Below are 12,415 nucleotides of genomic sequence, written 5' to 3' on the forward strand. Positions count from 1 at the left end.
ACTTCTCGCTCGTTGCATTAAAAAATAAAAAGGCGCATCACCATAGAGGATGCGCCATTTTTGTAAATTGTCAGACCTAGTTACACAGTGCGTAAGTTAGGCCAACGGCATGATAATACTCTTAATTATCAAAACACTTACTGGTAAAAAGCACTGTTTAAACAGTGCTTAACGTCTACCAATAAGGTTTACAAAGGCCACCTTGACTAAGTTTTCTTAGTTTACAGCGTCTTTAAGTGCTTTACCCGCTTTGAAAGCTGGGATGTTAGCAGCAGCAATCTTGATCTCTTTACCCGTTTGTGGGTTACGGCCAGTGCGCTCTGCACGCTGACGTACTTCGAAAGTACCAAAACCAACTAGAGAAATTTTATCGCCATCTTTTAGGCCATCAGTCACAGCAGAAATAAAAGAATCTAGAGCACGGCCAGCAGCCGCTTTAGAAATGTCAGCACCAGAAGCGATTTTCTCGATTAGTTCAGATTTGTTCATGTCATCCCCTTGAATTTAATTTTTGCGCCGCAACCAAATCCTTGTCTAGAGCGGTCTGCGGAGGCTTTTTATAACAAGCTTGAAACCAAAGTTCAAGCCAAATAGGAAAACCTAATAAATAAAATTGGAACAAGCTCAAAACCAGCAGTGCCAAGGCCTGTAGCTAAAGAGCTATCCACCGACCTAGGCTACCACAGGTTTCGATTTTAAAAAGCCCCTTTTTGCATTTTTTTTGGTGCAAATGGGTATTTTCTTGCGTTACACCTAACTTTTAACGACTTCGAAGCCTTTGATTGGTCGTTCTAACGCCAATTCAAGTACTTCCTCAACCCAACGCACGGGTCTAATCTCAAGATCAGCAATAACATTTGCAGGGATCTCTTCCAAGTCGCGCTCATTTTCTTTAGGAATTAACACCAACTTAGTGCCACCTCGGTGAGCGGCGAGTAGTTTCTCTTTAAGTCCACCAATCGGCAAGACTTCACCACGAAGAGTTATCTCTCCGGTCATTGCAACATCGGCTCTTACCGGATTTCCCGTCAAGCTAGACACTAAAGCCGTGCACATCGCCGCACCTGCCGATGGACCGTCCTTAGGAGTCGCCCCTTCAGGTACGTGAACGTGAATATCACGTTTCTCATAAAAGTCAGGATTAATGCCGAGTTGTTCTGCTCGCGCTCTAACTACGGTCATCGCAGCTTGAATAGACTCTTGCATCACATCGCCCAGCGAACCTGTATAGGTGAGCTTGCCCTTACCTGCCACAGACGTTGCCTCGATGGTTAACAGATCACCACCGACTTGTGTCCAGGCTAGACCAGTCACTTGACCAATTTGGTTGTTTGATTCCGCTTTACCATAGTCAAATCGCTGTACCCCCAGAAAAGACTTCAAGTTTTCTTGATTCACTTCCACATGCTTTTGTGACTTGTCTAAGAGTATCTGTTTAACCACTTTACGGCAGATTTTCGACAACTCGCGCTCTAGAGCACGTACACCGGCTTCTCGTGTGTAGTATCGAATAATGCCAATAACCGCACTATCATCAACAGTCACTTCGCTGGCTTTTAGTCCATTACGTTCAATCTGCTTTGGCAACAAGTGTTGCTTGGCAATGTTGAGCTTTTCATCTTCGGTATAGCCCGATAAGCGAATCACTTCCATACGATCAAGAAGTGGGCCCGGAATATCCATCGAGTTTGATGTTGCAACAAACATCACATCAGATAGGTCGTAATCCACCTCAAGGTAGTGATCACTAAAGGTTGAGTTCTGCTCTGGATCTAACACTTCAAGCAATGCTGAAGCTGGGTCGCCGCGCATATCCGAGCTCATCTTATCGATCTCATCAAGCAGGAACAGTGGATTCTTCACGCCAACTTTCGACATTTTTTGAATCACTTTCCCCGGCATTGAACCGATATAGGTACGGCGATGACCACGGATTTCCGCTTCATCACGTACACCGCCTAATGCAACACGTACATACTTACGCCCAGTCGCCTTAGCAATAGACTGACCCAATGAGGTCTTACCCACACCTGGTGGCCCTACGAGACAAAGTATTGGACCTTTGAGCTGTTTTACACGACTTTGCACCGCAAGATACTCTAAAATACGCTCCTTGACCTTCTCAAGACCGAAATGGTCGGTGTCGAGCACATCTTGAGCTTTGGCTAAGTCACGCTTAATCTTGGAGCGCTGTTTCCATGGCACTGAAACCATCCAATCGACATAGCTGCGAACAACCGTCGCTTCAGCAGACATCGGTGACATCATCTTTAACTTGTTTAGTTCTGCAGTGGCTTTATCTTTGGCCTCAGCAGGCATGCCCGCTTCTTCAATTTTACGGCCTAAGGTTTCAAATTCGTCATGAGTCTCGTCGATATCGCCAAGCTCTTTTTGAATCGCCTTCATCTGCTCATTGAGATAATACTCACGCTGGCTTTTTTCCATCTGTTTTTTCACGCGAGAGCGAATCCGCTTCTCAACCTGTAACAGATCGATTTCTGACTCCATCATCGCCATCAAATACTCAAGGCGCTCTGAGACGTTAACCATCTCCAGCACTGTTTGCTTATCTTCAAGCTTGAGAGGCATGTGCGCCGCCATAGTATCGGCAAGACGTGCAGCTTCATCTATTCCAGACAAAGAGGTTAGGACCTCTGGAGGGATCTTCTTATTTAGCTTGATATAGCCTTCAAACTGGCCAACAGCAGAGCGAACAAGTACCTCTTCCTCTTTCTCCGCTATGTCGGCAGACTCAAGGTATTCAGCCGTTGCAACAAAGTACTCAGTTTCTTGAGTGTATTTATTAATACGGGCCCGTTGGCCGCCCTCAACCAAGACCTTGACGGTACCATCAGGGAGTTTTAGTAACTGTAAAATCGATGCAACAGTTCCAACTTCGAAAATATCATCACTGGTGGGTTCATCAAGTTCAGCATCGCGCTGCGCCACCAATATAATTTGCTTATCTTGCTCCATCGCCGCTTCTAAACAGCGGATAGATTTTTCCCGGCCAACAAATAGGGGAATAACCATATGGGGATATACCACGACATCTCTCAGTGGTAATACGGGGAGTTCGATTCGCGCGTCACGCTCTAAGGTCATAGCTCGATTCCGTTTGATAACAATATTAATGAGTATATTGGGGTAGATTAACCGGTTTCAATGGCAAAAATAAAAAAAGGAGCCCAATGGGCTCCTTAATCATAGTTTAGCTTTCTGTTAGCTGAATTATTACTCAGCAACAGCCGCTTGAGATTCACTGTTTTCGTAAATCAAAATAGGCGCGGATTCACCTTTAACAACCGACTCATCGATAACCACTTTGGCTACATTTTCTGATGAAGGTAGGTCATACATGATATCGAGCAAGATACCTTCAACAATTGAACGCAATCCGCGAGCACCGGTTTTGCGGGTCTTCGCTTTTAGCGCAATCGCTTTTAACGCATCTTCTCTAAACTCTAAATCAACACCTTCCATTTCGAACAGTGCTGCGAACTGCTTAGTTAACGCATTTTTGGGCTCAGACAAAATTTGGATAAGCGCAGCATCATCAAGCTCTGTTAATGTTGCAAGGACAGGGAGACGACCGATAAACTCAGGAATCAAACCATACTTAACCAGATCTTCTGGCTCAACTTGCAACAATACATCTGATATGGTCGCTTTATCCGCATCACCTTTAACTTCAGCACCGAAACCGATACCCGTACCCACGTGTGAGCGTTGCTCAATCACCTTCTCAAGCCCTGCAAACGCACCACCACAAATAAACAAGATCTTAGAGGTATCTACCTGCAAAAACTCTTGTTGAGGGTGCTTACGACCGCCTTGAGGTGGGACTGCAGCAACAGTCCCCTCAATCAGCTTAAGTAAGGCTTGTTGCACACCTTCACCAGACACATCACGCGTGATAGATGGATTGTCAGACTTACGGCTGATTTTATCAATCTCATCGATATAGACGATACCGCGCTGGGCTTTCTCCACATCATAATCACATTTTTGCAGTAACTTCTGGATGATGTTTTCAACATCCTCACCCACATAACCCGCTTCGGTCAATGTGGTGGCATCAGCCATGGTAAAAGGTACATTCAAAAAGCGTGCTAACGTTTCCGCTAGTAGCGTCTTACCGCTACCGGTAGGACCGATAAGCAAGATATTACTCTTACCTAATTCAACGCCATCAATGGGCGATGCATTTTTAAGACGCTTATAGTGGTTATACACCGCAACCGACAATACTTTTTTCGCTTTTTCTTGACCGATAACATAATCATCAAGATGTGCTCTGAGCTCATGTGGTGTAGGTAGTTTATCCTGATCTTGCTTCGGCGAGATCTCTCTGATCTCTTCACGAATAATATCGTTACACAGCTCTACACATTCATCGCACACATACACAGAAGGACCGGCTATGAGCTTACGCACCTCATGCTGACTCTTTCCACAAAAAGAGCAGTACAGCAGCTTACCGCTATCACCGTTGCTTTTGTTGTCGCCCATTAGTTTACCTCTTTTGCAGTGTCTCTCACTGCACAATTCATCTGAATGTCTTTAACTGATCATAGCTCAGCAGCAGACAAATATCAGCCTCGTTTATCTAATACAGAATCAACTAGGCCATAGGCTTCAGCTTCTGCCGCACTCATAAAGTTATCACGGTCGGTATCACGTTCAATAACCTCTAAAGGCTGGCCTGTATGATCGGCCAACATTTGATTCAATTTATTCTTAATACCCAAGATCTCTTGCGCATGAATAGCGATATCAGACGCCTGACCTTGGAAACCGCCTAATGGTTGATGGATCATAACGCGAGAGTTAGGCAGACAATGACGCTTACCTTTGGCACCACCGGCTAACAAAAATGCGCCCATACTCGCCGCCTGACCAATACAAACAGTGCTGACATTTGGCTTAATAAACTGCATGGTATCATAAATCGCCATGCCCGCAGTGACCGAACCGCCTGGAGAGTTGATATACAAGTAGATATCTTTATCTGGGCTTTCTGACTCTAAAAAGAGTAACTGAGCAACAATGAGATTCGCCATATGCTCTTCGACTTGGCCAACCAAGAAGATGACACGCTCTTTTAAGAGACGAGAATAGATATCATATGAGCGTTCACCTTTGGCTGTTTGTTCAACAACCATTGGGACGAGTGCATTCAGTACTGATTCTGGCGCATTTTGCATTATAAACTTCCCTAAATAAAAATGGCTCGCATGAGGAGCCTCATACGAGCCATTATAAATGGCTAACAGCCATTTAAGTCAAGCATAGGTTACGCGCGACCTGTAGCCTTGTTCATAAATTCTTCGAAATTGACGTCTTTCTCAGTCACTTTCGCAGAATTTAGCAATGCTTCAACCGCTTGCTCTTCTAGCGCAACGTTACGCATGTTCTGCATCATCTCTTGGTTGCTGTTGTAATATTCAACAACTTCACTTGGATCTTCATAAGCAGAAGCCATAGAAGCGATCAACGCTTGTACGCGCTCATCTTCAGCTTTAAGTTCGTTTGTTTTGATCACTTCACCAAGAAGTAGACCCACTTTCACACGACGCTCAGCTTGTTCAGTGAATAAATCAGCTGGAAGCTCAGGCATGTTAGCGGCTTGATCACCAAAACGTTGCATAGCTTGTTGACGAAGAACATTCACTTCACCGTCGATAAGTGCTTTTGGTAGCTCAATTTCATTTTGTGCTAACAGACCATTTAACACTTGCTCTTTAACATTCGCTTTAAGCGCTTGTTCAAGCTCGCGAGTCATGTTTTTAGTGATTTCAGTCTTAAGGGCTTCTAAGCCACCGTCAACAACACCAAACAACTTAGCAAATTCGTCGTTAACTTCTGGAAGGTTAGCCGCTTGAACTTCTTTAAGGGTGATTGCAAACTTAGCAACTTTACCTTTAAGGTTTTCAGCGTGGTAATCTTCAGGGAAAGTTACGTCTATCTCAAACTCTTCGCCCGCTTTGTGGCCTTCAACACCAGATTCAAAACCAGGGATCATACGACCACTACCGAGTTGAAGTTCGAAATCTTCAGCTTTGCCGCCTTCGAACTCTTCACCGTCGATAGAACCAACGAAATCAATTTTCGCTTTATCGCCATCTGCAGCAGCACGTTCTACGGCTTCAAATGTCGCATGTTGCTTACGCAATGTATCAATCATTGCATCAACGTCAGCATCAGTCACTTCAGCCTTAGGCTGTTCAACTTCAATTGCTTCTAGACCTTTTAATTCGACTTCTGGGTAGATCTCAAAAGTTGCTACAAACTGGAAGTTTTCAGCATCAGTTTCGCCTGGAACGAAAGTTGGTGCACCAGCTGGGTTCAACTTTTCAGCAATAATCGCTTCAACGAAGTTACGCTGCATCACTTCACCAGTGATGTCTTGACGAATAGCGTTACCGTAGCGCTTGTTGATCACGCTTACTGGTACTTTTCCTGGACGGAAACCAGGAATACGAGCACGTTTAGCTTCGCTCTTTAATGCTTCTTTAACAGTGTTTTCGATCTGCTCAGCAGGAACAGAAATTGTTAGGCGGCGCTCTAAACCTTGTGTTGTTTCTACAGAAACTTGCATTGTTTTACCTCGAAATATGTCAAACGTCTTTTGTAACAGCCGAATATTCAGCCATTAAAGTATTCGTTTCTTGATCCTAAAAAACGACTAAAATGCCGTGGTAACTGAGTTTGGCAGTCGTTGCACATAGTTGAAATTTATCAAGACGCGACATTATAGCCACGGTTTTCTGCATAGTCGAGCCTCAAGACTCGAATTACAGGCGTAAAAAAAGCGACCTAGGGTCGCTTTCTCTATTTTCTTCTTAAAAAAGAAGTGGGGTGACTGATGGGGCTCGAACCCACGACAACCGGAATCACAATCCGGGGCTCTACCAACTGAGCTACAATCACCACTGTTTGGTACGCCCGGCAGGATTCGAACCTGCGGCCATCCGCTTAGAAGGCGGATGCTCTATCCAACTGAGCTACGGGCGCTTCGTTATGAACTAGGTTCATATCCTAACTGGGCAAAACAGCGTATACACGCCATTTAAAAATTTGGTCGGTGATAGAGGATTCGAACCTCTGACCCTCTGGTCCCAAACCAGATGCGCTACCGGGCTGCGCTAATCACCGAGCATTCAAAGCGAAACAATCAGTCTCGTTGAGAACGGAGCGCATCTTATCCCCTCACATATAAACCGTCAACGATTTTTTTGAAAAGCCTTCGCGCTTGCTTAATTTAACATCTATCAGCTAATAAAGTAGTCGATTTGGGGAGATTAGGGAAAGGTTAAGCAGTACAACATCTCAATATTTACCCTAACTAAGCGCTATTTACCACTGTATAAAATAGGCAAAATTGCGCTGCTGATTATCTTTTTTATAAAACGGTCTGTTATCAAGCTAAATCAATGACACCACCATGCGCCCCTGTTAAAATGTCGCCGATTTTATCTTCGCGCCACATAAAGGAAATCCTAGCCCCATGACAGCCCAAATTATCGATGGTAAAGCGATAGCTCAATCCATTCGAAAACAGTTGGCCGCAAAAGTTACCGCCCGTAAAGAGGCTGGACAACGCGTACCAGGACTTGCAGTAATACTTGTAGGAGCAGATCCAGCCTCTCAAGTCTATGTAGGCAGTAAACGCCGAGCCTGTGAGGAGGTTGGCTTCCTCTCACAATCATTCGACCTGCCTAGTGATACCGCAGAAGAAGCATTGCTGACGCTAATAGACGAGTGTAATGATGACCCGAGTATTGATGGTATCTTAGTGCAATTGCCACTGCCTAAGCATATTGAAGAGTCCAAAGTGATTGAGCGCATCCGTCCAGATAAAGATGTTGATGGCTTTCATCCTTACAATGTTGGTCGTCTAGCACAGCGTATTCCGGTTCTGCGCTCTTGCACGCCAATGGGGATTATGACATTAATTAAATCAACCGGTATCGATACCTATGGGTTAGATGCTGTCGTGGTTGGTGCATCAAACATCGTTGGTCGCCCAATGACACTTGAGCTTCTGCTTGCTGGCTGCACGACCACCACTTGTCATCGCTTTACTCGCGATCTTGAAGATAAAGTCCGTCGCGCTGATTTGGTGATCGTTGCTGTTGGTAAGCCAAACTTCATTCCTGGTGATTGGATTAAACCCGGTGCCATTGTTATCGATGTAGGCATAAATCGCCTTGAAAACGGTACCTTAGTTGGTGATGTGCAATATGATGTTGCAGCAAACGTTGCAAGCCACATTACCCCCGTTCCTGGTGGTGTTGGCCCGATGACCATTGCCAGTTTATTGGAAAATACTCTGTACGCAGCGGAAAATTATCACGATTAAGCTAGGTTCTAGGTTCTAGGTTCTAGGTTCTAGGTTCTAGGTTCTAGGTTCTAGGTTCTAGGTTCTAGGTTCTAGGTTCTAGGTTCTAGGTTCTAGGTTCTAGGTTCTAGGTTCTAGGTTCTAGGTTCTAGGTTCTAGGTTCTAGGTTCTAGGTTCTAGGTTCTAGGTTCTAGGTTCTAGGTTCTAGGTTCTAGGTTCTACAATATTAAAAAAGCCTACACTAAACAGTGCAGGCTTTTTTATTGGCGTCAGAACAAACCGAGTCTATTTTTTACGCCAAGTGGTGCCTTCTGGACCATCTTCCAAAATAACCCCTAGGGCATTTAAGCCGTCGCGGGCCACATCAGCCGCAGGCCAATCTTTTTCAGCTCGGGCGCGATTACGCTCAACGATCAGGGCTTCAATTTGCGCCACTTCATCATCACTGCCCTCGCCTTTAAAGAAGGCGTCGACATCTTGATCTAAAATGCCTAACACATCAGCAAGTTGTTTCATGCTTACGCCAAGGGCTGACGCACTAGCCATATCATCAACTTTCAGGCGATTTATCTCACGCACCATATCAAACAACACAGAATAGGCTTCAGGCGTATTAAAATCATCATCCATTGCAGACTTAAACTTAGCAACAAACTCATTGGCAGGAGCCGCTTCAACCGTCAAATCCAAGCCTTTAAGCGCTGTATATAGACGCTCCAATGCCGCTTTAGCCTGCTTAAGGTTGTCCTCTGAGTAGTTTAATTGACTACGATAATGGCCTGACAGAAGGAAGTAACGCACTGTGGATGCATCATAATGACCGAGCACATCTCGAATGGTAAAGAAGTTGTTTAATGACTTAGACATCTTCTCTTTGTCGACCATGACCATACCTGTATGCATCCAGTAGTTCACATAAGGGGTATCGTGAGCACAGCAAGATTGTGCGATTTCATTCTCATGATGAGGGAACTGTAAATCAGACCCACCACCGTGAATGTCGAAATGCTCGCCCAAGTGTTTACTGTTCATCGCTGAGCATTCAATGTGCCAACCAGGGCGACCCGGCCCCCACGGAGAATCCCATGTTGGTTCACCCGGCTTAGACATTTTCCACAATACAAAATCCATTGGATCACGTTTGTTTTCATCGACATCTACCCGAGCACCCGCTTGTAATTGATCAAGGTTTTGCCCAGATAAACGGCCATACTCAGGAAATGACGATACGCTAAATAATACATCCCCGTCCGCTGAAATATAGGCATGCTCACGCTCAATAAGCCGCTCGACCATCTCAATAATTTCAGGGATATGTAATGTCGCACGTGGTTCAAAATCAGGACGCTTCATATTAAGTGCGTCGAAATCACGGTGCATTTCACCGATCAAACGCTCAGTCAATGACTCGCAGCTTTCTTTATTCTCGGCAGCACGCTTAATAATTTTATCATCAACGTCGGTTATATTACGTTGGAAGTTAACATCATAGCCGCTATAGCGCAGATACCTGACTATCATGTCAAAGCTAACAAACGTACGTCCATGACCAATATGACACAAATCATAAATGGTAACCCCGCAGACATACATGCCGACTTTACCTGGCTGTAATGGCTTAAATTCCTCTTTTTGGCGGGTAAGACTGTTGTATAGCTTCAACATTGAGATTCTCTATAGTAATTGACAACAAATAGTGGTCTCAGTCTACCACCTGAAAACCAGCGCTTCCAGCGTGATAGCGTGAATCTAAAGCGTTTTTTGCACTCAAACAAATTCTCGCTAAAAAGCTGCTTAAAAGGTCATCATTTTCTTCTTACAAATAGATAAAGAATCATTCGTCTACTTTATGCCGAAAGCTTAATAGGCTAGAATCATGCGCTATCTATCTGTTAAACACGATGAGTATTAATCTAATGATCACAATGCAAACCAATCACGGCGAAATCAAAATTGAATTAGACGCCGAAAAAGCACCTGTTACCGCAGCTAACTTCGTAAAGTACGTAAAAGATGGCTTTTATGACGGTACTGTTTTTCACCGTGTGATTGATGGTTTCATGATCCAAGGTGGCGGCTTCACTGAAGATATGGCACAGAAACGTGTTAATGAGTCTATCGAGAATGAAGCCAACAACGGACTATCAAACGCTGTCGGCACCATCGCTATGGCGAGAACCTCTGATCCACATTCTGCAACCGCGCAGTTCTTTATCAACATCAATAACAATACTTTCCTCGATTTTAAATCAGAATCGGCACAAGGCTGGGGTTATTGCGTGTTTGGTAAAGTTGTAGAGGGCATGGATATCGTTAATCAAATAAAAGCAGTTGCTACGGGTAATCGTGGTATGCATCAAGATGTACCACTAGAAGCGGTTGTTATTGAAAAAGTGACTATCGCTGAATAATTAGCGCTGAGAATAACTTGTTGAATAACACCCTCTTTGTGGGCGATCTGCACCTCAGTGCCGATCGCCCCGATATACTCAACGCTTTTTATCTTTTCCTCAACCAACATAGCGCCAACTGTGATGCTCTGTATATTCTTGGGGATCTATTTGAAGTATGGGTTGGCGATGATATCGCAGAACCTTTTGCGCTTGAATTAGCCGCTAAATTGAAGCAGTTTTCGCTGCACACCCCCATCTACTTCATCCATGGTAATCGAGATTTTCTGGTCGGCAACCATTACGCTGAACTGGCAGGCATCACACTGTTGCCTGAAGTGCATTGCCTCGAGCTCTATGGCCGCGCCACAGTGCTACTGCATGGCGATAGCCTCTGTACGCTAGATAAAGCCTATCAACGCTTTCGCTGGTTTAGAAATCAAGTCTGGGCAAAGTTCATTTATAACCACTTACCCAAAAAAAACCGTATCGGTATTGCCACCAAGCTTCGCAGTAAAAGTCAGCAAAGCAATCAACAAAAAAGCTATACCATCATGGATGTTGAGCAAAGTGCAGTGTCAAAGTTAATGTCAAAAACAGGCGCACAGCTTATGATCCACGGTCATACACATCGACCGGCTATTCATCAATTAAATGACCTTTACCAACGTATCGTTGTTGGTGATTGGTATGAGCAAGGCAGTGTCTTAAAAGTCACCCCAACTGACATTGATTTAATCGAGCTACCGTTTAACGCCAACTAAACCGTTTTTATACTGGGCAGCCTGAATGAAACTTAAACTCTGGATCTGGTGCGGTGATCAACTCAGCTTCTACGGCGGCAAAATGGCTTACACGGTCACTGATATCAACGGCAGAAATTGATTGAGCCAACGTCAAATAGTCCTGATAGTGACGGGCCTCTGAGCGCAATAACGACACATAAAACTTCTTTAGATCGTCATCTAAATGAGGGGCAAGTTTCGCAAAGCGTTCACAAGAACGCGCCTCAATAAACGCACCAACAATTAACTTATCAACCAGAGTCGCGGGCTCATGGGTACGCACCTGTTTCATCATCCCTTTGGCATAGCGCCCTGCAGTGATGTTTTGGTAGGGAATATCACGCGCTTGCATCAGTTCAAGTACTTGCTCAAAATGGTGAAACTCCTCTTTAATTAAGCGAACCATCTTGGCAATCAGGTCTGGACCAAAATCAACACCTGGCTTAGGGATTAACTCGCCAACTAGATCATTCTTCTTAGTCTCTCGCCCTAAGAACTGCTCAATCGAACGTTGCTTGTTATAGACAAACACTTCGTAGGGTTTGGCCCACTTGAGTAATATCTCACCACTGGCTTTATCAATTGCATACTTTCGAATCAGGAACATCGCCGTCTGCGCCGCCTTAAGCTCACAGTTGCAATGATCAATTAACAGCGCCGATAACTGAGTGGGTTGCCTTGCTTGCTCTATCCATTCGTCGGGGGTTTCGCATTGTAAAAACTGCTTGATTGGCGCTAATAAGTTTTCCATCTTTGACTCTAGATACTAAGCTGATTTGATGGCCTATTTTAACAATAAAAAGTCAACAATGGCTAAGTTAGCGTCCTAACATTTCAAAGTTAGCTTGACTAGTCTAAGTTTTTGTTCAATAAATAAACTATACAGTTACATAGAT

10 protein-coding genes and 3 tRNA genes are annotated in these 12,415 nt (G+C 44.4%); 3 read left to right on the forward strand and 10 right to left on the reverse strand.

Annotation, left to right across the window (positions count from 1 at the left end; genetic code table 11):
- Positions 1-216: 216 nt before the first annotated feature.
- From hbs to BEL05_RS06600, 8 genes are all read right to left on the reverse strand, one after another.
- The gene (hbs, locus tag BEL05_RS06565; protein ID WP_011866302.1) at positions 217-489 is read right to left on the reverse strand and encodes a non-specific DNA-binding protein Hbs; all 273 of its coding nucleotides are present in this window, start codon (positions 487-489) and stop codon (positions 217-219) included.
- 264 nt (positions 490-753) lie between these two features.
- Positions 754-3,105, reverse strand: coding sequence for an endopeptidase La (gene lon / locus BEL05_RS06570; protein WP_028765512.1), 2,352 nt, complete (start codon positions 3,103-3,105; stop codon positions 754-756).
- Between the two features lie 129 nt (positions 3,106-3,234).
- The gene (gene clpX / locus BEL05_RS06575; RefSeq protein ID WP_028765511.1) at positions 3,235-4,512 is read right to left on the reverse strand and encodes an ATP-dependent protease ATP-binding subunit ClpX; all 1,278 of its coding nucleotides are present in this window, start codon (positions 4,510-4,512) and stop codon (positions 3,235-3,237) included.
- A gap of 83 nt (positions 4,513-4,595) precedes the next feature.
- Positions 4,596-5,207 carry an ATP-dependent Clp endopeptidase proteolytic subunit ClpP gene (gene clpP / locus BEL05_RS06580; RefSeq protein ID WP_028765510.1) on the reverse strand — a complete coding sequence of 204 codons (612 nt, stop codon included), beginning with the start codon at positions 5,205-5,207 and terminating at the stop codon, positions 4,596-4,598.
- An 89-nt stretch (positions 5,208-5,296) separates the two neighbouring features.
- A complete protein-coding gene (tig, locus tag BEL05_RS06585) occupies positions 5,297-6,601 on the reverse strand; it encodes a trigger factor (protein ID WP_028765509.1) in 1,305 nt (434 codons plus the stop codon).
- A gap of 256 nt (positions 6,602-6,857) precedes the next feature.
- A tRNA-His gene (locus BEL05_RS06590) sits at positions 6,858-6,933 on the reverse strand.
- A gap of 7 nt (positions 6,934-6,940) precedes the next feature.
- Positions 6,941-7,017, reverse strand: a tRNA-Arg gene (locus BEL05_RS06595).
- A 64-nt stretch (positions 7,018-7,081) separates the two neighbouring features.
- Positions 7,082-7,158: transfer RNA gene (locus BEL05_RS06600), tRNA-Pro, on the reverse strand.
- Between the two features lie 352 nt (positions 7,159-7,510).
- On the opposite strand from BEL05_RS06600, the gene folD reads away from it, so the two are divergent.
- Positions 7,511-8,365: a bifunctional methylenetetrahydrofolate dehydrogenase/methenyltetrahydrofolate cyclohydrolase FolD gene (gene folD / locus BEL05_RS06605; protein ID WP_069670662.1), complete on the forward strand. Its 855-nt coding sequence runs from the start codon at positions 7,511-7,513 to the stop codon at positions 8,363-8,365.
- Positions 8,366-8,629: 264 nt separating this feature from the next.
- Here folD and cysS read toward each other — a convergent pair whose 3' ends face one another.
- Positions 8,630-10,009 carry a cysteine--tRNA ligase gene (gene cysS / locus BEL05_RS06610; RefSeq protein ID WP_069670663.1) on the reverse strand — a complete coding sequence of 460 codons (1,380 nt, stop codon included), beginning with the start codon at positions 10,007-10,009 and terminating at the stop codon, positions 8,630-8,632.
- A 251-nt stretch (positions 10,010-10,260) separates the two neighbouring features.
- Here cysS and BEL05_RS06615 point away from each other — a divergent pair, with 251 nt between their 5' ends.
- Positions 10,261-10,755: a peptidylprolyl isomerase gene (locus tag BEL05_RS06615; protein ID WP_069670678.1), complete on the forward strand. Its 495-nt coding sequence runs from the start codon at positions 10,261-10,263 to the stop codon at positions 10,753-10,755.
- A gap of 20 nt (positions 10,756-10,775) precedes the next feature.
- Positions 10,776-11,498 (forward strand): UDP-2,3-diacylglucosamine diphosphatase, encoded by a 723-nt coding sequence (locus BEL05_RS06620; RefSeq protein ID WP_069670664.1) that lies wholly within the window; start codon positions 10,776-10,778, stop codon positions 11,496-11,498.
- Between the two features lie 7 nt (positions 11,499-11,505).
- On the opposite strand, the gene miaE is transcribed toward BEL05_RS06620, so the two are convergent.
- Positions 11,506-12,270 carry a tRNA isopentenyl-2-thiomethyl-A-37 hydroxylase MiaE gene (gene miaE / locus BEL05_RS06625; RefSeq protein ID WP_069670665.1) on the reverse strand — a complete coding sequence of 255 codons (765 nt, stop codon included), beginning with the start codon at positions 12,268-12,270 and terminating at the stop codon, positions 11,506-11,508.
- Positions 12,271-12,415: the final 145 nt, after the last annotated feature.

Origin of the sequence: Shewanella colwelliana (genome assembly GCF_001735525.1) — a bacterium.
GTDB classification, from domain to species: Bacteria; Pseudomonadota; Gammaproteobacteria; order Enterobacterales; family Shewanellaceae; genus Shewanella; species Shewanella colwelliana.